The 20,603-nt window shown below is 71.1% G+C and carries 17 protein-coding genes; 11 read left to right on the top strand and 6 right to left on the bottom strand.

What is annotated here, in order from left to right; all coding sequences use genetic code 11:
- Nucleotides 1-2,459: hypothetical protein (locus tag ACFQ79_RS09750; protein ID WP_383580811.1), on the bottom strand; the 2,459-nt coding region annotated here is incomplete at its 3' end.
- A gap of 260 nt (nucleotides 2,460-2,719) precedes the next feature.
- Nucleotides 2,720-2,950, bottom strand: a complete 231-nt coding sequence (locus ACFQ79_RS09745; protein WP_383580963.1) for a DUF2690 domain-containing protein — start codon at nucleotides 2,948-2,950, stop codon at nucleotides 2,720-2,722.
- A gap of 142 nt (nucleotides 2,951-3,092) precedes the next feature.
- Here ACFQ79_RS09745 and ACFQ79_RS09740 point away from each other — a divergent pair, with 142 nt between their 5' ends.
- On the top strand, nucleotides 3,093-3,845 hold the full coding sequence (locus tag ACFQ79_RS09740) for a hypothetical protein (protein ID WP_383580809.1): 753 nt from the start codon (nucleotides 3,093-3,095) through the stop codon (nucleotides 3,843-3,845).
- 41 nt (nucleotides 3,846-3,886) lie between these two features.
- Here the strand turns inward: ACFQ79_RS09740 and ACFQ79_RS09735 are convergent, their stop codons facing one another.
- The 3 genes from ACFQ79_RS09735 to ACFQ79_RS09725 form a co-directional block, all read right to left on the bottom strand.
- The gene (locus tag ACFQ79_RS09735; protein WP_383580807.1) at nucleotides 3,887-4,162 is read right to left on the bottom strand and encodes a hypothetical protein; all 276 of its coding nucleotides are present in this window, start codon (nucleotides 4,160-4,162) and stop codon (nucleotides 3,887-3,889) included.
- 63 nt (nucleotides 4,163-4,225) lie between these two features.
- Nucleotides 4,226-4,558, bottom strand: coding sequence for a peptidoglycan-binding protein (locus ACFQ79_RS09730; protein WP_383580805.1), 333 nt, complete (start codon nucleotides 4,556-4,558; stop codon nucleotides 4,226-4,228).
- Nucleotides 4,559-4,712: 154 nt separating this feature from the next.
- On the bottom strand, nucleotides 4,713-5,867 hold the full coding sequence (locus ACFQ79_RS09725; protein WP_383580803.1) for a DUF2235 domain-containing protein: 1,155 nt from the start codon (nucleotides 5,865-5,867) through the stop codon (nucleotides 4,713-4,715).
- An 89-nt stretch (nucleotides 5,868-5,956) separates the two neighbouring features.
- Here ACFQ79_RS09725 and ACFQ79_RS09720 point away from each other — a divergent pair, with 89 nt between their 5' ends.
- From ACFQ79_RS09720 to ACFQ79_RS09710, 3 genes are read left to right on the top strand one after another with little or no spacing between them, the layout of a single operon-like run.
- Nucleotides 5,957-7,135: a caspase family protein gene (locus tag ACFQ79_RS09720; protein ID WP_383580801.1), complete on the top strand. Its 1,179-nt coding sequence runs from the start codon at nucleotides 5,957-5,959 to the stop codon at nucleotides 7,133-7,135.
- Nucleotides 7,132-8,418: a hypothetical protein gene (locus tag ACFQ79_RS09715; RefSeq protein WP_383580799.1), complete on the top strand. Its 1,287-nt coding sequence runs from the start codon at nucleotides 7,132-7,134 to the stop codon at nucleotides 8,416-8,418. The genes ACFQ79_RS09720 and ACFQ79_RS09715 overlap by 4 nt, the downstream gene beginning before the upstream one ends.
- Entirely contained in the window at nucleotides 8,418-9,458 is a 1,041-nt protein-coding gene (locus ACFQ79_RS09710; protein WP_383580797.1) for a ComEC/Rec2 family competence protein, read from the top strand. The genes ACFQ79_RS09715 and ACFQ79_RS09710 overlap by 1 nt, the downstream gene beginning before the upstream one ends.
- Nucleotides 9,459-9,521: 63 nt before the next feature.
- On the opposite strand, the gene ACFQ79_RS09705 is transcribed toward ACFQ79_RS09710, so the two are convergent.
- On the bottom strand, nucleotides 9,522-10,985 hold the full coding sequence (locus ACFQ79_RS09705) for a catalase (RefSeq protein ID WP_383580795.1): 1,464 nt from the start codon (nucleotides 10,983-10,985) through the stop codon (nucleotides 9,522-9,524).
- 131 nt (nucleotides 10,986-11,116) lie between these two features.
- Between ACFQ79_RS09705 and ACFQ79_RS09700 the strand changes: the two genes are divergently transcribed.
- The 7 genes from ACFQ79_RS09700 to ACFQ79_RS09670 all read left to right on the top strand — a co-directional run bounded on the left by ACFQ79_RS09700 (nucleotide 11,117) and on the right by ACFQ79_RS09670 (nucleotide 20,527).
- Nucleotides 11,117-11,536, top strand: coding sequence for an NTP pyrophosphohydrolase (locus ACFQ79_RS09700; protein WP_383580793.1), 420 nt, complete (start codon nucleotides 11,117-11,119; stop codon nucleotides 11,534-11,536).
- A 103-nt stretch (nucleotides 11,537-11,639) separates the two neighbouring features.
- Nucleotides 11,640-12,887: an ABC transporter substrate-binding protein gene (locus ACFQ79_RS09695; RefSeq protein WP_383580792.1), complete on the top strand. Its 1,248-nt coding sequence runs from the start codon at nucleotides 11,640-11,642 to the stop codon at nucleotides 12,885-12,887.
- A gap of 12 nt (nucleotides 12,888-12,899) precedes the next feature.
- Nucleotides 12,900-15,773, top strand: coding sequence for an ATP-binding cassette domain-containing protein (locus ACFQ79_RS09690; protein WP_383580790.1), 2,874 nt, complete (start codon nucleotides 12,900-12,902; stop codon nucleotides 15,771-15,773).
- Nucleotides 15,770-16,534: an ABC transporter ATP-binding protein gene (locus tag ACFQ79_RS09685; RefSeq protein WP_383580788.1), complete on the top strand. Its 765-nt coding sequence runs from the start codon at nucleotides 15,770-15,772 to the stop codon at nucleotides 16,532-16,534. Before ACFQ79_RS09690 ends, ACFQ79_RS09685 begins: the two co-directional genes overlap by 4 nt.
- A 122-nt stretch (nucleotides 16,535-16,656) precedes the next feature.
- A complete protein-coding gene (locus ACFQ79_RS09680; RefSeq protein ID WP_383580784.1) occupies nucleotides 16,657-17,481 on the top strand; it encodes a class I SAM-dependent methyltransferase in 825 nt (274 codons plus the stop codon).
- Between the two features lie 296 nt (nucleotides 17,482-17,777).
- The gene (locus tag ACFQ79_RS09675) at nucleotides 17,778-18,932 is read left to right on the top strand and encodes a PQQ-dependent sugar dehydrogenase (RefSeq protein WP_383580782.1); all 1,155 of its coding nucleotides are present in this window, start codon (nucleotides 17,778-17,780) and stop codon (nucleotides 18,930-18,932) included.
- 164 nt (nucleotides 18,933-19,096) lie between these two features.
- Nucleotides 19,097-20,527, top strand: a complete 1,431-nt coding sequence (locus ACFQ79_RS09670) for a lamin tail domain-containing protein (protein WP_383580780.1) — start codon at nucleotides 19,097-19,099, stop codon at nucleotides 20,525-20,527.
- The last annotated feature ends 76 nt before the right edge of the window (nucleotides 20,528-20,603 follow it).

The following is a 20,603-nucleotide window of genomic DNA, read 5'->3' as shown; positions in this document are numbered from 1 at the left end:
GCGTAGTGGAAGTCGGCGAGTCCTCGGGCGAGGAAGAACATGTACTGCTGGCTGGGGATGAGGGTGAGTTGGTGGGTGGTGGCGCGGGGTAGGGGGCCTGCTGTCCAGCCCAGCAGCTCGGGCGTGAGGTCGTTGGAGAGTGCTCGGGCGTCGATGGTGACTTTGAATCCGCGGATCGTGAGCGTGCGGTCGGTGATGTCGGCGAAGGTGTTGCAGTCGGTGGGGAGGGTGAGTTGGCCGTCTCGGGTGAGTGCGTAGTGGAAGTCCGCCAGGCCTCGGGCCAGGAAGAACATGTATTGCTGGCTGGGCATGAGGGTGAGTTCGTGCGTGTTCGCGCGGGGTAGGGCGCCTGTTGTCCAGCCGAGGAGTTCTGGTGTGAGGTCGTTGGAGAGTGCTCGGGCGTCGACCGTGACCTTGAATCCGTGGATGGTGAGGGTGCGGCCGGTGATTTCTGCGAAGCCGTTGCAGTTCTGCGGCATGGTGAGTTGGCCGTCGCGGCTGAGTGCGTAGTGAAAGTCGGCCAGGCCTCGTGCGAGGAAGAGCATGTATTGCTGGCTGGGGATGAGGGTGAGTTCGTGGGTCGTGGCGCGGGGTAGGGCGCCTGCGGTCCAGCCCAGCAGCTCGGGCGTGAGGTCGTGCGAGAGCGCTCGGGCGTCGACGGTGACCTTGAAGCCTCGGATCGTGAGAGTACGACCGGTGATCTCTGCAAAGCCGTTGCAGTTCTGCGGCATGGTGAGTTGGCCGTCGCGGGTGAGGGCGTAGTGGAAGTCGGCGAGGCCTCGGGCGAGGAAGAGCATGTATTGCTGGCTGGGGATGAGGGTGAGTTCGTGCGTGTTCGTGCGGGGGAGCGCGCCTGTTGTCCAGCCGAGGAGTTCTGGTGTGAGGTCGTGCGAGAGCGCTCGGGCGTCGACGGTGACTTTGAATCCTCGGATGGTGAGTGTGCGGCCGGTGATGTCCGCGAAGCCGTTGCAGTCCGGTGGCATGGTGAGTTGGCCGTCGCGGGTGAGGGCGTAGTGGAAGTCGGCCAGGCCTCGGGCCAGGAAGAGCATGTATTGCTGGCTTGGCATGAGGGTCAGTTCGTGCGTGTTCGCGCGGGGGAGCGCGCCTGCTGTCCAGCCGAGGAGCTCGGGCGTGAGGTCGTGCGAGAGCGCCCGGGCGTCGACCGTGACCTTGAAGCCTCGGATCGTGAGAGTGCGGTCCGTGATCTCCGCGAAGTCGTTGCAGTCCGGTGGGATCGTCAATTGACCGTCGGGGGCGAGCGCGTAGTCGAAGTCGGCGACTCCCCGCGCCAGGATGAACTTGAACTGTTTGCTGGGGATCAAGGTGAGTTCGTGGGTGGTGGCACGGGGGAGCGCGCCCGTGGTCCAGCCGAGGAGTTCTGGTGTGAGGTCGTGCGAGAGCGCTCGGGCGTCGACCGTGACCTTGAAGCCTCGGATGGTCAGCGTGAGCCCGTTGGTCTCCGCGTAGCCGGCGTGGGCGGGCGGGATGGTCACCTGGCCTTCGGGGGTCACCGTGAACTGCAGGTCCGCGAAGCCCCGCGCCAGTACGAAGGGGTAGCCCTCGGCGGGTATCAGGACCAGTTCGTGGGAGCGGGCGCGGTCCAGCACCGTGTCGTTGCCGTTGAGGAACGGGCGCAGATCGTGGGACAGGGCCCGCGCGTCGATCGTGACCTTGAAGCCGCGGATGGTGAGGAGAGCCGTGCCGTCGGCGGTGGAGCCCGTGGTGGCGCACTGCGCGATCGTCGGGCTGGCCGTGATGCTGCCGTCGGGGTCGAGGTCGAACGCGGGGACGATGACACGGGGGCCGGGGACGAAGCCGTACCCCTTGGCCGGGATGAGGGCGAGTCGGTTGACCCGTGTGCGGGGGAGCCGTTCGAAGCTGCCGTTCAGGAAGACCTCGAGGTCGATCGACAAGGCCTGGCCGTCGACCGCGACGGTGAATCCTCGAATCGTCACGACAGGCGTGCCGTCCGCCGAGGTGTCGACCGAGCCGCACCGGGCCACCGTCTCGGTCAGCCGCACCGCCCCGTTCACGTCCACGTCGAAGAGCGGTACCACGACCCGCGGCCCGGGCACGAAGCCGTAACTCCCGGCCGGCAGCAGCCTCAGCTGGTGGACCGTGCCCCGCGCGAAGCGCGCGAAGCTGCCGTGGAGGAACGCCTCCAGGTCATGGGAGAGCGCCCGCCCGTCGAGCGTGACGGGGAAGCCGCGAAGCACGAGCGTGGGCGTACCGCGCCCTGAGAGGAACGGGTCGTGCTCCGCGTCGTATTCGACCAGGCCCTCCTGCGTCACCCGGAATTCGAAGAGCGCGGGTCTGCCGGGGATCTGCTCGATGCCGTAGACCCCCGGGTCGAGGGAGACGACGGGTGCGGCCGCGCCGTCGATGACATTCGGACTGTGCCCCGAGACAGAGAACTTGGTGAAGGTGAGACCACTGCTGTCGATTCTGATCTCGGCCATGTCATTTCCCTGGGGCTCTGACTGTCCGGCACGACGGTCCGGAACCTCCGCGCCGCGGCAGAGGGGCCGGTGGTCACCGGGCTCGCGGAGTCGGGGTTCGGAGTCGGCATTGCTGAGCTTTCGCTTCTGCAGCGCTCACCGCGTGTGTGTCACGCGACCGCGCGCGTCAACCCGCTGGTGTCTCCGAATTCCAGCATGTCACGGGTACGGCGGGCCGCAACACGACCGACGCGGCACGGGCCGAAGGCGTGGCGGACGCGTCAGTAGAAGATCGTGCACGCGAAGTCCGAGCCGGGCGGCAGGGACGGAACGTCCACGCACGCCTGGGCTTTGAGCTCCTTGTCGTTCACCATCGGCGTGTACACGCTGTTCTCGTCCCCCGGCCTGACCGAGACGCTCTGAATGGCGATGGTGTGGCCGCCGCCGGCGTCCTCGGTCCGTACGGACGCGGTGTCGTCGGCCCTGCCGAACCAGAGACGGCGGCAACCAATGCGGCACGGGCGGTAGTTGAACGTGCATGTGGTGACTCAGGGTCACGCTGCGGCCCGCAAGGCGGTGTGAATACCATGGAATCGCCGGATACCGGATTACCGGATTACCGGATTGCCGGGGGGATCACGCGGGAGCGATGCCATGAACCTGCTGCCGATCGAGATCAAGGTCAACATCGAGGGTGACGTCGCAGCGGCGATGTCGGCCCTGGGCGCGGCGGGCGCCGCGACGACCACGCGCCGGATCTGGTTCGCCGAGGACCGGGACGCCGTCGCCGAGGGCCGCGTGCGGCTGCTGGACGAGGGCGTGATCGTACGGTTCAGGATCGGTGGCGGTCCGGACGAGCTGACCGTGAAGTTGCGGCCCTGCACCCTGGAGCAGCTGGTCGGCAGGTTCGCGGGCCCGTTCGACGCCACGCCGTTGACGTATCGGATCGAGAGGGACTGGGCGGCGGACCGCCGGGTGGTGGCCGCGTCCCTGACCCACGGTCACCCTTCGGGCGCGTTGCTGAGCGCGGTCCAGCCCGGAGCCGATTCCGCTGTGGCGATCGGCGTGGTGCAGGAGCAGTTCCTGGATGTGTGCGCCCCCGACGTTCAGGTCGACGGGCTGGTCGCGCTGGGGCCGGTGCATTCCACGAAGGCCGATGACGTCGCGCTCGGCGACCTGGAGGTGGATCTGGAGGCGTGGCGGGTGGCCGGCCTGCAGTTCCTGGAGGCCTCGACCCGGGTGAAGCCCAAGGACGGGGAGGAGGTCGGGGAGTTGACGGCACGGGCCGAGCGCAGGCAACGGAAGCTGGAGGAGGCGGTGCGGGAGCTCGGGGTGACGCTCTCCGAGCTCCCCGACAGCAAGACCCACAGGGTCCTCACCGCCCTGGTGGCGGCCGGACGTTCCTGAACCCCGGTCGCCCCCTGACGGATCAGCAACGTGTACCGGGATCAGTGGGGAACGCTGTTCTTGATGGACTCCATCTCGCCCTTCAGCTTGTCGATCTCCTGCCTCAGCGTCTGGGCGTCCTGGTGCCGTCCCGCGTCGTCGAGGCACTTGGCGAGCAGCCCCAGTGTGACCACGACGCCCACCCAGGACAGCCACATCCTGGCGGCGATCAACGGTTCGAGGGGAGGTGCGACGGTGCCGAACGCGACGCCGGGCGTCGCCACGACGGCATTCCCGAAGGCGACGGCGACGGCGACTTTCTGCAGTTCGCATGCCATGGCGGCTCTCCGTTCAGCCGGATCCGGCGGCGGATGCCGAATGCCGGCCGGTGTGCCCGAGTGTCATGTCAGATCGATCCCGAACGCTGCCACGTAGCCGTCCACGTCCTTGTCGGCCGCGCAGCGGAACATGTGCGCCAGCGCCGGGAAGTCGGACAGGTCGAACGTGACCGCCTGGGTCGGAACGGGGCCTTCGAGCGCCGTCCATGTGGCCGGCCCCACGATTCCGTCGACGACCAGACCCTGATCGGACTGGAACTGTCGCACCGCGGCGTCGGTCTTGGGTCCGAAGATGCCGTCCACCTGGCCGACGGCGTATCCGTGGGTGGTGAGGTCCTCTTGCAGGCGGACGACGAAGGGTCCGCTGTCGCCCATCCTGAGAAGTGGATTGGACATGCTCCGTCTCCCGTTGAGTGTGAAGTGGAGCCCCTGAACCATCGTCCCTCAGCCTGGAATCCGCTGCCACCGAGCCGAACCGCCGCGCCACGGAAGCTCACCACGGCTTCGTCCTCAGCACGGCGACGACGCAGGCCCCATCGGCCGGTACCGTTCAGCCCGCTCCCGATCCGGCTCCCGATCCCGTTCCGGCTCCCGATCCGGTTCCGGCTCCTGCCCCGGTCCCGGTACCGGCTCCTGCCCCACTCCCGGCCCGGGGATGCGGAGCCAACCACTCCTCGTCCGTCCAGATCACCCCGTCCGGGATCCGCTTCGCGTACCCGGCGTCCGTCTCGATCCTCCGCCGTACGCTCTCGTGCACCTGCGCACCGGCGGGGACCCGCCGCGGACGGTAGGTCAGCAGGGCCCACACCGCGCCCATGCGGTGCACCGTGCCCTGCGCGTGGCCGGCGTCGAGCGTGAGGTGCTTGCCGTACGCCTTCTTCTTGAGCAGGAGGTCCGCGTCGAGGGCGCCGTCCACGATCCACTTGAGCGCGACGGTGGGAAGTCTCGGGTCGTGGTCGAAGGTGCCTCCCACGTCGGAGTGAACTCCGGCGAACCAGGCCTCCTCGATGAGCGGGCCCTGCGCCCCCGGCTTCTCGGGCGGCAGGACGAGGTACTCCTCGTACGGTCGGCGCTTCTCGTCGATGGAGACGGCGTGGCGGACGCGGCCCACGTTGGGGATCCGTCGGGTGAAGAGCCAGCGCAGGTTCCAGCGCAGGAGTCCGGCCGCCTTGACCGAGTCCCAGATTCCCATGAAATGCACGGGGATTCCGGTGCGGTCGTCCACCTTCCTGCTGAACGCGTCGGCGAATTGGTGGAGTTGCCTCCAGTCGTCTTCGGTCCAGGTCCGGTTCCTGGCGTACACGGAGATCGCGTACGGCACGAGGTTCTCCGACCCGGGCCGGAGCAGCCCGACCGCCTTGAGCAGCCCCGCCAGGGCGCGCGCGGTGTACGCGCCGCGGCTGAAGCCGAAGAGGTAGATCCGGTCGCCTGGTTCGTAATGGTGCATCAGGTACGTGTACGACTCGGCCAGGTTCTCCTTGAGGCCGGCGCCGAAGGCGAGGCCGAGAAGGCGGGAGAGCTTGCGGGCCGGGACCGTCCAGGCGCCGGCGGCGGAGAAGGTGCCGACGCCGGGGTCGTAGTAGGCGATCTGCGCCGTCGGGTCGGTGAGGTCGAGCATCTCGTAGAGGTGGACGACATTGGTGTTGCCGCGGGCCTTGAGCTGGTTGCCCGTCCCGTCCAGGCACACCACGATGTTCTTTCCCATCACGGCCTCCGAGGGACATGAGCCGCTCTTCCTCCTATGCTAGAAGCAAAGCCTCCCACCGGCCCGCCAGTGCGTCACGTGGAGGTTCCATGGCCGGATTCACCGTGCACGTCTCCGAGGACGTGGGTGTCGCGGCGACACACGCACTCGTCATCGGGGTCGGGGCGTACACGCATCTGCAGGGCGGTCGGTCGCCGACGGACCACCCCGGTGCCCTGGGCATGCGGCAGCTCTCCTCGCCACCCCTCTCGGCACGCGAGTTCGCGACCTGGATGATCGGCGGCTACCACGACGGCAGCCGCCCCCTGGGGAGTGTCGCGCTCCTGTTGAGCGAGGCCGCGCCCGCGCCCTTCCGCCACCCCACGACGGGTGCGGAGCATGTCGTGGAAGAGGCGACCATCGACAACATCGTCGCCGCGATCACGGAGTGGAAGGACCGGGGCGACCACGACGACGCCCGGCTCGTCTTCTACTTCTGCGGTCACGGCGTCTCGCTGGGGATCACCACGTCCCTCCTGGCCTCGGACGTCTTCGCCGACCGGGACAGCCCGATGAACGGCGCTCTCCAGTTCGAGGCGCTGAAGAACGGGCTCAACAACTGCCGTGCCGCGCAACAGGTGTTCTTCGTGGACGCCTGCCGGGCGGGTTCCGACACGCTCGTCAAACGGGTGGGCACGGACAACCTCGGGCGGGTCCCGCTCAGCGGCAGCACCCTGCGTCCCGACGGCCTCGTGCCGAGGAAGCACGCCGTGTACTTCGCGACCCTGCACGGCCAGGAGTCCTTCGGCCGGGCCGGCCGCGTCAGCCTGTTCACCGACGCGCTGCTCCGGAGCTTCGACGGAGCCGGAAGCGAGAACACCCAGGGCCGGGTGTGGCGGGTGACGACCCAGACCCTCATGCATGCGATCAGCCAGTTCATGCGGGCCATCCCCTTCGCGGGAACCCTCGCGGGGGCCGCCGTCCCGGCGAGCCCGGAGTCCTTCGACTTCGACTTCCACGAACTGCGGGGAGACCCGATCGTCCCCGTGTACGTCGGCTGCGATCCCGCCGAGGACAACGCCCGTGCGGAGTTCGTCTGCCGGCACCCGGCCCAGGAGGAGCGGCGCCGCCCACCGCCCGCCGACGACGCGGGCGACGACGGAGAGTGGCCCCTGTTCCTGCCCTTCGGGCGGTACGAGGTCGAGGCCCTCCTCGGGCCGGGAGACACCCGGCGCGAGACGTTCGACGCCCGCCCTCCGATGTTCCGCGTCGTCCTGGCCAGACCATGACCGCCACGCTCGCCGTCCGGCTCCTCCTCTCTCCCGCCGGGGAGTTCAACGAGGCGGTGATCGTCGGCGACATCCGCCCGGCCTGCCTCGACGGCACCTCGCTGCGCAACATCCTCATCCCCTGCGGACGTTCACCCGATCCCGCCTCGTATCCGGTCGACCCCGGCCGCTACATCGTGTCCGCGACCCTGCCCTCGGGGATGGTGCTGACGAAGGACGCCGAGGCGGTGGAGGGCCGGTCGGCGCCGGTGGACTTCGACATGACCGACTCGCCGTACGGGACGCACGCCTGGCAGTACCTCATGGGCAACATCGAGCCCGAGCGCGTCTACCACGGCGCCACCGAGGTCCCGCTTCCCGAGTCGGTCGCCTCGCGGTCCATGGTCGCGCCCGCCGTCGGCGAGGACGGCTTCCTGCCCGAGTCCCTCGCCGACGTCCCCGCGCGCGCCACCTGGGTCGGCGACTCCCTGCCGGCCCGCTGGTCCTACGCGTCGATGCTGGCCCTCGAACAGGATCCCGCGCGGCCTTCGGTCGCCCCGCTGATCGCCCGAAGCGCCCCCCGCCCGCTGCCGGCCCCCGCCGACAGCGGGGCCGAGGTCACCCCGCTCTACCGGTTCGGCCCCGACGGCCCCGCCCTGGCCCCCGGCGGACCGGCCGGCGAGCGGCAGTTCCTCGTCGTGGAGGCGGCCGGAGCCGTACGACTCGTCACCCTCCCCCTGCCCTGGGGGACCAGCGACGTCGAGGTCCTGGTCAACCTGCGGCAGAGCCCGACCGGCAGCGCCGTGGCCGTGACCGTACGCGACCCCCGGCTCGGTGCCGGGCTCGCCTACATGGCCCAGGGCGCCCTGGACACCGCGGCGCGACTCTTCACCGACGTGGGGAGGACGCTCCACTCCGATCCCGCGAACCCGCTCGCCGCGACCGCCGGATCGTACGTCCTGCTCGGCACCGACCACCGGGCCGAGGAGACGTACTGGGACCCCTGGCTGCGGCTCCTCGCCGACCGCTACCCCTGGCTCGGCGACGGCGCGATCCTGCGGGCCGTACGGCTGCTGCGCCGGCCGGGGGCCGACCGGCAGGAGGCCCGGAACGGGCTCATCGACGCCTTCGACCGCGGGATCCCCTTCTACACCCTCGGTCTCACCTGGCTCGCCGACGGACTCGCAGCCTTCCCCGACGACCCCGAGTGCGCCTCCCGGCTCGACCAGGTCCGTCGGCTCTCCTGGCTGGCCGACATGCGCGAGCCGTTCCTCATCCTCGACCTGCGTCAAGGGAGCACGTGATGATCCGCCTCAGTATGCTGCCCGCGGAGGACGGCGACTGTCTGCTCCTCGAATACGGCAACGACGACTTCGTCCGACGGATCCTCGTCGACGGCGGCCGGCGGGGCACCTACGGGCGGATCAAGCCGCTCCTGGCCGGGCTGGACGGCCGGATCGACGTGCTGGTCGTGACCCACGTCGACCAGGACCACATCCTCGGCGTGCTGGCCCTGCTGGGCGACCCCGAGCGGTCGGTCGAGTTCGGGGACGTGTGGTTCAACGGCTTCGACCATCTGCACGACCGCGAGGTCTTCGGCGCCGTCGACGGGGAGCTGCTCACCAGCGAGCTCATGAACCAGCAGCTCCCGTGGAACGCCGCGTTCGCCGGCCGCAGCATCGAGGTCGACCACCCGCCGACCTGGTTCGACGACGGGTCCACCATGGAGGTGCTCGCCCCTGACCGCCGGCTGCTGGAATCGCTGATCGGCACCTGGAAGACGAAGTGCGAGGAAGCCGGCCTGATCCCGGGGGTCGACCCCAAGGAGAGGCAGCCGGAGGCCGGGATCGAACGCTTCGGGGCGATCGACGTCGACGCGCTCGCCGCGGCGCCCTTCAGGCGCGACGGCTCCCCGACGAACCCGACCAGCATCGGTCTGCTCTTCGAGTTCGAGGGCACCCGCATCGTCCTCACCGGGGACGCGGACGACCCACGCCTGGTGGCCTCGCTCCGGCCACGCGCCGAGGAGGAGAACGGCCGGCTGCGGATCGACGCCCTGAAGGTCGCCCACCACGGCAGCGCCAAGAACATCTCGAACAACCTCCTCGGCCTCCTCGACTGCGGCCGCTATCTGATCTCCACGAACGGAAGCGTCCACGGTCACCCCGACGACATCGCGATCGCCCGGATCCTGAAGAACGGCGGAGCGGCGAAGGACCTCTTCTTCAACTACCGGGATCGGGCGGCGAACTGGGACGTTCCCGAACTCAGGGACCAGTTCGGCTACACCGTGCACGCACCGGCGCCGGACGACGAAGACGGCTTCATCACGGTGGAGTTCTGAACACGACCGAGCACGACCCACGCCGTCGCCTGGTTCACGGCTCGAAGCCCACGGCCCATGGTCCTACGAGGATGCCTGCTTGGCCCGGACGCCCTCCGAGATCCGCTTGCCGACGGCCGCGTCGATGTTCGTCCAGTACGTGAAGGCACGCTCCAGGACCGGCTCGCTCACCCCGTCGAGGAGGTGGCCGACCACGTTGTCCACGAGCCGGTCGCGGGCGGCGTCGTCCAGGACCTCGCGCACGAGGGTGCCGGGCTGACCCCAGTCGTCGTCCTCCGGATGGGAGACGTAGGCCGTTCGGGTGATCGCGCCGTCGGCGGTCCAGCTCGGCGGGCTTCCGTACCGCTCGGTATCGGCGGCGGGCCCGCCCTTGGAGTTCGGCGCGTAGACCGGATCGGACGTCTTCCGGTACGCCATCGCCCCGTCCTTCGAGTAGGTGTGGACGTCGACGACGGGGGCGTTCACCGGAAGCTGCTGGTAGTTGACGCCGATGCGGGCCCGGTGGGCGTCCGCGTACGAGAAGAGCCGGGCGAGCAGCATCCGGTCGGGGCTCGGTCCGATGCCCGGGACCAGGTTGTTCGGCTGGAACGCGGCCTGCTCGATCTCGGCGTGGTTGTCGGTGGGGTTGCGGTCCAGCGTCATGCGGCCCACCGGGATGAGCGGGTAGTCGCCGTGCGGCCAGACCTTGGTGAGGTCGAACGGGTTGAACCGGTAGCCGGCCGCGTCCTCGTACGGCATCACCTGGACGTGCAGCGTCCACGACGGGAAGTCCCCGTCCCGGATGTGCTCGAAGAGGTCCCGCACGTGGAAGTCCGGGTCGACGCCCGCCAGGCGGTCGGCGTCCGCCTGGGTGAGGAAGTCGATGCCCTGGTCGGTCTTGAAGTGGTACTTCACCCAGAACCGCTCACCGGACGCGTTGATCCACATGTACGTGTGGGAGGTGTAGCCGTTCATGTGGCGCCAGCTGCGCGGGATGCCTCGGTCCCCCATCAGCCACGTGACCTGGTGGGCGGACTCGGGGGAGAGGGTCCAGAAGTCCCACTGCATGTCGTGATCGCGCAGGTTGCTGTCGGCGCGGCGCTTCTGGGACCGGATGAAGTGCTGGAACTTCATCGGGTCCTTCACGAAGAACACCGGTGTGTTGTTGCCGACCATGTCGTAGTTGCCCTGGGAGGTGTAGAACTTCACCGCGAAGCCGCGCGGGTCCCGCCAGGTGTCCGGGCTGCCGCGCTCGCCGGCCACCGTGGAGAAGCGGGTGACCAGGTCGGTGCGGGTCCCCGGCTGGAACAGCGCGGCCTTGGTGTAGCGGCTGACGTCGTGGGTGACCTCGAAGTGGCCGAACGCGCCGCTGCCCTTGGCGTGCGGCTGGCGTTCCGGGATGCGCTCCCGGTTGAACTGTGCCATCTGCTCGATCAGGTAGGCGTCCTGGAGGAGGATCGGCCCCCCGGGACCCACGGTGAGCGAGTGCTCGTCGCTCTCCACCGGGGCGCCGGAGTCGGTCGTCGTCGCGGGTCGGCTCTCGGTCATGGCTGTGCTGCCTTTCGTCGTCGCGCATGACCACCCTCTTCCGCCTCGGTGGCAGCCGCCACCCGAGGTCCTCGCCGAACCCGGCGGCACCGTCACCACCCGACCGTGGGGCCTGCTGACATCCTGGGGCGATGAGCCCTGATGATCCGCCGCTCCGCCCCCATGATCCGCCGCTCCGTCCCCTCCTCGTGGTGGACGGTGCCAACGTCGTGGGATCCGTGCCGGACGGCTGGTGGCGGGACCGGCGCGGGGCCGCGGAGCGCCTGCGCGACCGGCTCGCCCTGACGGGCGGCCCGGCCGACGGTTCCTTCGCGGGCCCGTACGAGATCGTGCTCGTCGTCGAGGGCCGCGCCCGGGGCGTCGCCTCCGTACCCGGTGTACGGGTCGAGGAGGCTCCGGGCAGTGGCGACGACCTGATCGCCGAACTGGCCCGGAACGCGAGCGGCAGGCCGTGCCTGGTCGTCACGGCCGACCGCGAACTGCGCCGGAGGGTGGAGGAGGCGGGCGCCCGCTGCACGGGCCCGCGGAGCATCCCGGACGTACCGCAGTAGGAGGCGGTCACTCATCTGACGGTTCGTCAATTGACGCTGTATCAGTCATTGACGGTTCATCAGGTCGGTTACAGAATGCGGTCACCCGACGGAGGGATCGCCCGTGCCTCGACCGTTGCGCGTCATCGCCGCCAGCTTCGCGCTGCTCCTCGCAACCGCCTGCAACTCCGCCTCCAGCGGCGGGAGTACCCCCTCCTCCGTACGCGGAGTCACCGCCGACACGATCAAGGTCGGAGGCATCGTCTCCATGACGACCGCCAGCGGCTATTCCAAGAAGGACACCGACCTCGGTGCCCGGGCCCGCTACGACCGGGCCAACGCCGAGGGCGGGATCAACGGACGGAAGATCGAGTACCTGGGGGCCGAGGACGACGGCCAGGATCCCGCGAGGAACCTCGCCGCGGCACGCAAGCTCGTCCAGCAGGACAAGGTCTTCGCCGTCTCGCCCATGAGCTCGGTCACCTTCGCCGGGGCCGACTTCCTCGACGCCCAGAAGGTCCCGACGGTGGGCTGGGGCACGCTCCCCTCGTTCTGCGGGCCGGCGCATCTCTACGGCTTCAACGGCTGCCTCGTCCCGACGCCCGGCGGCACGCTCAACCAGACCTGGCCCGAGGGCCTCGCGGCCGTCCTGGGCGGCTCGCGCGGCAAGTCCGTCGCGCTGATCGCCGGCGACAACGACGCCGGAAAGTTCGGCATCCGCACCTTCACCCAGGGCTTCAAGGCGGCCGGTTTCCAGGTCGCGTACGCCAAGGCCGTGGTGCCGGCGACCTCGATGCCCAGCGACTGGTCGGCGTACACCAAGGAGATCCTCCGCTCGGGCCCCGGCGGCGGCGCACCCGACGCCGTCGTCTCCGTGATGCAGACGCCGTACAACATCGGCCTGTTCACCGCGCTCAAGCGGTCCGGCTACAAGGGCGTCATCTCCGACCCGACGGACTACGACCCCGGGCTGCTCGCGAAGGACGCGACGAAGCAGGCCCTCGACGGGGTGCACGTGCTGCTGCAGTTCCAGCCCTTCGAGTCGGACGGTCCCGCGATGCGGCAGTTCAAGGAGGACATCAAGAAGGCCGCCGGCGGCAAGGACGTCCCCCTCAACATGCACATGATGACGGGGTACATGAGCGCCGACCTCTTCCTCTCCGTCGCCGCGAAGGCGGGCAAGGGCCTCACCGTCGAGTCCTTCCAGAAGGCCGCCTCCGGATTCTCCGACACCGGCACGCTCGTCGGCGACCGCGCGCTGCCCAAGGGACAGAAGGAGAGCTTCGGCTGCGGGGCGCTCGTCCGGCTGAAGAACGGGCGGTACGAGGTGGCGGTGCCGTTCAAGTGCTATGCGCCGATCCCCTTCGGCTGAGGGGCGCGTCACGTGGGTGACCTGCTGGGCTTCGTCCTGAGCGGGCTGGTCTCCGGCGCGCTGTACGCGCTGCTCGCGACCGGTCTCGTGCTGTCCTACTCCGCCTCCGGACTCTTCAACTTCGCGCACGGCGCCACCGCCTATCTGTGCGCGCTGGCGTTCTACGAGCTCCACTCCGGCTTCGGCTGGCCGGCCGTCCCCACCGCCCTGCTCCTGGTGTTCGTGGTGGCGCCCGGCCTCGGCTGGGGCCTGGACCGGCTGATGTTCAGAAAGCTGGCCAAGGCCGGCGAGACGGCGCAGATCGTGGCCACCATCGGTCTGCTGGTCGCACTGCCCGCCGCCGGGCTGTGGGCGGTCGAACTCCTGGAGCGGGCGGGCGCCCCGGTCCTGCCCGCCGAGAACCAGTTCGGGCTGCCGGGGGTCGGGCCGAGCCCCGCGGTGTCCTGGCAGCTGCTCGACGGTGTGGGCATCGACTCCGACCAACTGATCACCTGGATCGCCACCGCCCTCGCGGCGGCCGGCCTGTGGGTCCTGATGCGCCACACCCGGCTCGGCCTGCGGCTGCGGGCCGCGGTCGACAACCGCGCGCTGACCGAGCTGCGGGGCATCAGCGCGGACCGGCTGTCGTCGACCGCGTGGATGCTGTCGTCCGGTCTCGCGGGCCTCGCCGGTGTCCTCGCGACCCCGCTCCTCGGGCTCTCCGCGCACGACTACACGCTGTTCCTGTTCGTCTCTGCCACCGCGGCGGTCCTCGGCCGCTTCGCGTCGGTGCCGCTCGCCTTCGCCGGCGGCCTCGGGCTCGGGGTCCTGCAGAACCTCGTGGCGGGGTACGCGTCGTTCGCCGAGGGCATCACCGGCTTCCGTACCGCCGTGCCGTTCCTCATCCTCTTCGCCGGTCTCGTCGTCCTGGTACGGCGGCGGCGCCGCGCGGCGGGCACGGCGGCCGCGGATCCGCCGCCGGTGGAGTACCTCGCCGGGAAGGGGTGGGGCCGCCGCTGGGGCGCGTGGCTGGTGGCGGGCGTGCTCCTCGGGACGGCGTTCTACACCGTCACCACCCCCTTCTGGAGCGGGATCCTGACCCAGGGGCTCGCGATCGGGCTCGTGTTCATGTCGTTCACCGTGGTCACCGGACTCGGTGCGATGGTGTCGCTCGCCCAGGCGACGTTCGTGACCGGCGCCGCCCTGGTCACGGGACTGCTGATGAGCCACGGCTGGCCGTTCGTCGCCGCGGCGGCGGTCGGCACGGCCGCCGCGGCCCTGCTCGGCGCGGTCGTCGCGCTGCCCGCGCTGCGGCTCGGAGGCAGATCACTGGCCCTGGCCACCCTGGCACTCGCCTTCCTGGCGGATCAGGTGCTCTTCCAGCTCGGGTGGCTGCGCAACGGCGACACCGGGTGGGAGATCCCGAGGCCGGTGGCCGGACCCGTGGACCTGGGCGACGACCGGGCCATGGGACTCGCGCTCGTGCTGCTCAGCGGCGTGCTCGTCGCGCTGCTCACCCGGCTGCGCGGCTCGCGCAGGGGCCGGGCCATGCTGGCGGTCCGCTCGGCGCCGGAGGCCGCCGCGGCCTCGGGGGTGTCGGTGGTACGGACGAAGCTCCTGCTCTTCACGGTGTCGGCGGGCCTCGCGGGCTTCGGAGGGGTGCTCTACGCCTCGTACAACACCAGGATCACGGCGACGGACTTCACGGCGATGACGGGCCTGGTGTGGCTGGCGGTCGTGGTCGCGGCGGGGGTGCGGAGGCCGCAGTTCGCGGTGGTGGCGGGGCTGGTCTTCGCGGTGGTCCCGCATCTGATGGCGACCTACGTGACGGAGTCCGCGCATCTGCCGGTGATCCTCTTCGGCCTGGCGGGGCTCGCGCTGGCGAACGACCCCGACGGCTACTGCGCGGCGCTGCCGTCGAGGCTCGCCGCCCGGCGCGCCGCGGCGCGGGGGGCGGCGATGCGGGGGGCGGCGGCGCGGGGGGCCGAACCGGGAGTTCTGCAGGCAGACGCGCCGGGAGTCGTGCCGGGGTCCGTGCCGGGTGCCGCACCGGGCGCCGTACAGCATGCCGTGCCGGGGGTCGTTCCCCCACGCCGTGAGGCCTGGGCGGACCCGCACGTCCCGCAGCCGGCGGCAGTTCCCCGGCCCGCGGAGGGCGGCCGCGCCGGGGGCCCCGCCCCAGGACCGGGCGGCGGTTCCGGCGGGACACCGAGCGCGCTCGAACTGAGCGGAGTCCACGCCGGATACGGCGGCGCGCCCGTGCTGCACGGCGTGGATCTCACGGTGCGCGGCGGTGAGGTACTGGTGCTGCTCGGGCCCAACGGGGCGGGGAAGTCCACCCTCTGCCGGGTCGCGGCGGGCCTGCTGCGGCCGGCCGACGGGCTCGTGCGGGTGCGGGGCGAGGACGTGACCCGTGACGGGGCGGTCGCCCGGGCCCGGCGGGGTGTGCGGCTGGCTCCCGAGGGGCGGGGGATCTTCGCCGGGCTGTCGATCGAGGAGAACCTGGCCCTGCAGCTGACGGGGACGGAGGACCGGGACGCCGTGTACGCGCGGTTCCCGGCACTCGCCGCCCGCCGTTCCGTCGCCGCGGGGTCCCTGTCGGGCGGCGAGCAGCAGCTTCTCGCACTCGCCCCGCTCCTCCAGCGGCCGCCGGCGGTCCTCGTCGCCGACGAACCGTCCCTCGGTCTCGCGCCGCTCGTCGTGGACGAGGTCTTCCGTCTCCTGACCGAACTCCGCGACCACGGAACCGCGTTGGTCCTCGTCGAGGAGAAGGCGGCCGAGGTGCTCGGTATCGCCGACACCGTCGCGTATCTCGCGCAGGGTGAGATCGCCTGGTCCGGGCCGCGGTCCGAGGTGGACCGGGACCGGCTCGCCGAGGCCTACCTGGGGACGGGAGTCCGCCGATGAGCCACCCTCTGCTCCGCGCGAGCGGCATCGACGTCCGCTTCGGCGGCGTCCACGCCCTGCGCGACGTGACCGTCTCCGTCGGCCCCGGTGAGATCTGCGGCCTCATCGGGCCGAACGGGGCGGGCAAGACGACGCTCTTCGACGTCGTGTCGGGGATGCGGCGGCCGGACGCGGGAACGATCACGTACGACGGACTGGACATCACCCGTCGTTCCCCCGTCTGGCGAGCCCGGCACGGCATCCGGCGCACCTTCCAACGCCAGCAGCTCTTCGGCCAGTTGACCGTCGCGGACAATCTCGTGGTGGCACAGGACTGGCGGGGCGGAGTACGGCCGGCGGCGCGCCGCCACCGGGAGCGGGCCGCCGCCGTGCTCCACGAGTGCGGGCTCGACGCGCTCGCCGACTCGTACGCGGGTGGCCTGCCCGTGGGACAGGCCCGCATGGTCGAGCTGGCCCGCGCGCTCGCCGATCCGCCCCGGGTCCTGCTCCTTGACGAGCCCGCTTCCGGGACGACCGCGGAGGAGCGCCGCAGACTCGCCGCCGTCATCCGCCACATGGCGGACGAGGAGAACTGCGCGGTGCTGCTCGTCGAGCACGACGTGGCCTTCGTGATGGAGCTGTGCTCGCGCGTCGTGGTGCTCGACCTCGGGCGGGTGCTCGCCGAAGGGGCGGCGGCCGAGATCCACGCGGACCCTGCGGTACGGGAGGCCTACCTCGGCACCGGTCCCGGCGGCGCGGAACGCGGTCTCCCCGATCGCTGACGCGGGGCACCCGCACCGCCCGCCCGCCTGCCCCGGTGCGTACGCCCTTTCGGGTCGAGTGACGCGTTGCGCCGTCGACAGGGGTGGGGCCGGGCGCCAGACTGGTCGCGGAGGTGACGCGGGTGGTGGAGCCGGTGGACATGCGGGCCGCGGTGCGGGAGACGTACGGTCCGGCCGATCTGAGTTCGGTCCCGGTCTTCGCCGGAGGGTTCATCAACTTCGGGTACTGGCGCTCGATCGACCTCGCCGGACCCCTCACGGTCGACGACCGGGTCCGCAGCCAGGAGGAGATGTACCGGCAGGTGCTCGGCGCCGCCGGACCGCTCGCGGGTCGCCGGATCGTCGAGGTCGGCTGCGGGCTCGGTGTCGGCTGCGCGCTCGCCCTGCGCGAGTACCGGCCGGAGCGGGTGACCGGCATGGACATCCATCCGCAGCAGCTGGACCGCGCCCGCCGGGCGAACGCGGATCTGCTGGAGACCTCGCCGTCGGCGCTCCGGTTCGTCCGTGGCGCGGCGGAGGAGATGCCGTTCGACGACGCGGAGTTCGACTGCGTCTACAGCGTCGAGGCCGCCCAGCACTTCGACGACATGACCGCCTTCACCCGGGAGGCGGCCCGGGTGCTGCGGCCCGGCGGCCGGGTGGTCGTCGCGAGCTTCTTCACCCCGGACGACGACCCCGACCACGGCGCCCGGCTCGCGTCGTCCCTGGAGACGTTCGCCGACGGGCTGGACATCGCGCGCCCCGTCACGCTGGTGACCGACGCGTTCACCCGGGCGGGCCTGACGGACGCGCGGGCCGTGTCCATCGGGCCGGACGTGTGGCAGGGCTGGGACCGCTGGCTGTCGGACCAGTGGGAGCCGGGCACCTGGCCGCGGAACTTCCTGAAGGTGTACGAGCAGCGCAACCTCGACTACTACCTCGTCACGGCCACCCGCCCGCGGGACTGATCCCGGGACCCGCCCCAGGGGACCCGGCCCACGGGACCCGGCCCACGGGACCCGCCCCACGGGACCCGCCCCACGGGACCCGGCTCCGCCGTCGCGCGCCCCGTCTCGCCCCGCCACCCAGACGGGGCCCGTGCTTGGCCTATACCAATCGTCCGCGTCCCAGTAGTCTCCTGCGTGGCCAGCGGTACACCCCGTTCCCCCACCCCCGGTTGCGTGCTGGCGCGGGCGGCACACCGATCCCCACCACTGCCCCGAGCAGCCGGGTCCCCCCATGCACCGCCTCCAGGAGGATCACGGTGAACGTTCGCACGAGAAGCTCGGCCGTCCTCTGCACCCTCGGTCTCGTCGCCTCCCTCGCTCTCGGCACGGCCTCCGCGGAGGACGCCGGCGCCCGGCAGCCGGTCGCGAAGGTCACGAAGGCCGCGAAGATCTCGCTCACCCGTGTCGCCACGGCGCGCAACCCGATCGCCGGCGCCGCCGGTCCGGGCGGCACGCTCTGGATTGCGGAACGGGCCGGAACCGTAAGGGTGTTAGGCCCGAAGGGGCTCGGCGAGCCGGTGCTCGACATCTCCGCCGAGACCACCACCGACGGCGAACGCGGCCTCCTCGGCATCGCGTTCGACCCCGCACGCACCCACTTCTACATCTCGTACACGAATCTCGAAGGCACCAGCACCATCGACGAGTTCGCTGTACGGAAGGGCAGGATCCGGCCGGAGACCCGCCGCACCGTCCTCACCCAGACACAGCCGTACGCCAACCACAACGGCGGCGACATCAAGTTCGGACCCGACGGATACCTGTACATCGCGTTCGGGGACGGCGGCGCGGGCGGCGACCCGCACGGCAACGGGCAGAACCTCGGCACACTGCTCGGCAAGCTGCTGCGGATCGACCCGCGCGGAGGCACGCCGTACGCGATCCCCCGGGACAACCCCTTCGTCGGCGACCCGGACGCCAAGGACGAGATCTGGGCGTACGGGCTGCGCAACCCGTGGCGGTTCTCCTTCGACGCGCGCACGGGGGACCTGCTGATCGGCGACGTCGGCCAGAACGACTGGGAGGAGATCGACCGGGCGCCCGCGCGGAGCAAGGGCGGCGAGAACTACGGCTGGTCCCAGATGGAGGGCAACCACCCCTTCCGGGGCGGCACCGAGCCGGCGAACCACGTGCGCCCGATCCACGAGTACGCCCGCACCGGCCTCGGCTGCGCGGTGACCGGCGGGTTCGTCTACCGGGGGAGCGCGATCCCGGCCCTCTGGGGGCAGTACGTGTTCAGCGACTACTGCGACGGCACCATCCGCTCCCTCGCGCTCAAGAACGGCAAGGTGACCGGGGTGAACGACCTCGTCGTCAACGGGGGCGAGGTCATCTCCTTCGTGGAGGGCCGCGCGGGCGAGCTGTACGTCCTCGCGCTGGGCGGCGCCATCACCCGTATCGACCCGGCGTAGCCGACGGGGCCCGCCACGGCCCGGCCCGATCACGGGACGGGCCGTGGCGTACGGTCTGCCGTTCGGCGGGCGTTCATGTGACAACGGGTCCGACGCCGACCGGCGTTCGGCGGCGGGCGTGAGTCTCGGGACGCCCTTCGCCACTCTCTCAGGACGGACACTCCGTGCTCGAAGTTCGTGCTTTCCGGGGGCGTCGCCGCCTCGCCCCGGCCCGCCTCGCCGTAGTCGCCGGTGCCACGCTGCTCGCCGCCGCGACGCTGGCCGCTCCGGCCGCGCACGCCGCTCCCGCGGACGACATCCGCATCAACGAGGTGGTGACGACCGGCAGCGTCGACGACTCGATCGAGCTGTTCAACAAGGGCGCGGCCGCGGTCGACATCTCCGGCTGGGTCCTCAAGGACGACGACGCGAGCCACACGTTCACGGTTCCGGCGGGGACCACCCTCGCTCCGGGGGCGGCGCGCGCCTTCGCCGTGGCCGCGGCGTTCGGTCTCGGCTCCAGCGACAAGGCACGCCTCTACCTGCCCGGCGGCAGCACCCTCGTCGACAGCTTCACCTGGAGCGCCCACTCCGCGCCGTCCTGGTCGCGCTGCCCCGACGGCACGGGCGCCTTCGGGAAGGCGGCCCTGACCCTCGGCGCGCCGAACGGCTGTGGTTCCGGCGGCGGTACGAACCCGGTGTCCTGGCCCGGCGGCAGCTCCGTCGCGACGGCCGACGGGTCCGACGTGTTCGGCGAGGACCTCAGCGGCCTGTACCAGGAGGGCTCCGTCCTCTGGGCCGCCCAGAACTCCGGCAAGCTGTGGCGCCTGGTCCGCGACGGCTCCGGCGGCTGGCGGCCCGACACCGCCAACGGCTGGACCTCCGGCAAGTCGCTGCGCTACCCCGGCGGGAGCGGCAGCCCCGACGGCGAGGCGGTCACCCTGACCGCCGCCGGCGCCGCGGGCGGCGCGTACGTCGCCACCGAGCGCAACGGCGACGCCTCCGGCACCAGCCGCCTGTCCGTCCTCCGCTACGACGTCGCCGGCGGCACCGGCAGCGCCCTGACCGCCACGAAGGAGTGGAACCTGACCGCCGGTCTGCCGGCCGTGGGCTCCAACCTCGGCTTCGAGGCGATCACCTGGATCCCCGACACCACCCTCGTCGCGGCCGGATTCAAGGACGAGTCGACCGGCGCGGCCTATGACCCGAACCGGTACGGCGCGCACACCGGCGGCGTCTTCCTCCTCGGCGTCGAGGGCACCGGCGCGGTCCACGCGTACGTCCTCCAGGACAGCGGCACCGCCACCCGCGTCGCCACCGTCGCCAGTGGCATGGCCGGCGTGATGGAGCTCCAGTGGGAGCCGCAGGCGGCCCGGCTGTGGGTGGTCTGCGACGACACCTGCGGCGGTCTGCACAAGACCATGAAGATCGGCAGCGCCGGCACCTTCGTCCCCGCCGCGTCCTACCAGCGCCCGAGCGGCATGCCCGACCTCAACAACGAGGGCTTCGCCGTGGCCGGTGCCGACGAGTGCGTCGGCGGCACCAAGCCGGTGTACTGGTCGGACGACAGCAACACGGGCGGCCACGCGCTGCGCAGGGGCACCGTCACCTGCTGACCCCCGCCCCCCTCGTCGACGACGGCGGTGGGGAATCCCGCCGACAGGTGAGCCCGCCCCGGCGGCCGGACAACCC

The organism is Streptomyces sp. NPDC056480 (assembly GCF_042795405.1).
In the GTDB taxonomy this organism is placed as follows: domain Bacteria; phylum Actinomycetota; class Actinomycetes; order Streptomycetales; family Streptomycetaceae; genus Streptomyces.
This window is presented reverse-complemented; position numbering and strand designations above follow the sequence as displayed.

Coding starts and splice junctions, on each gene's coding strand:
- ACFQ79_RS09740 (WP_383580809.1), top strand. CDS start 3,093: ATGAACCTGCTGCCGATCGAGATCAAGGTCAACATCGAGGGTGACGTC.
- ACFQ79_RS09735 (WP_383580807.1), bottom strand. CDS start 4,162: ATGGCATGCGAACTGCAGAAAGTCGCCGTCGCCGTCGCCTTCGGGAAT.
- ACFQ79_RS09730 (WP_383580805.1), bottom strand. CDS start 4,558: ATGTCCAATCCACTTCTCAGGATGGGCGACAGCGGACCCTTCGTCGTC.
- ACFQ79_RS09725 (WP_383580803.1), bottom strand. CDS start 5,867: ATGGGAAAGAACATCGTGGTGTGCCTGGACGGGACGGGCAACCAGCTC.
- ACFQ79_RS09720 (WP_383580801.1), top strand. CDS start 5,957: ATGGCCGGATTCACCGTGCACGTCTCCGAGGACGTGGGTGTCGCGGCG.
- ACFQ79_RS09715 (WP_383580799.1), top strand. CDS start 7,132: ATGACCGCCACGCTCGCCGTCCGGCTCCTCCTCTCTCCCGCCGGGGAG.
- ACFQ79_RS09710 (WP_383580797.1), top strand. CDS start 8,418: ATGATCCGCCTCAGTATGCTGCCCGCGGAGGACGGCGACTGTCTGCTC.
- ACFQ79_RS09705 (WP_383580795.1), bottom strand. CDS start 10,985: ATGACCGAGAGCCGACCCGCGACGACGACCGACTCCGGCGCCCCGGTG.
- ACFQ79_RS09700 (WP_383580793.1), top strand. CDS start 11,117: ATGAGCCCTGATGATCCGCCGCTCCGCCCCCATGATCCGCCGCTCCGT.
- ACFQ79_RS09685 (WP_383580788.1), top strand. CDS start 15,770: ATGAGCCACCCTCTGCTCCGCGCGAGCGGCATCGACGTCCGCTTCGGC.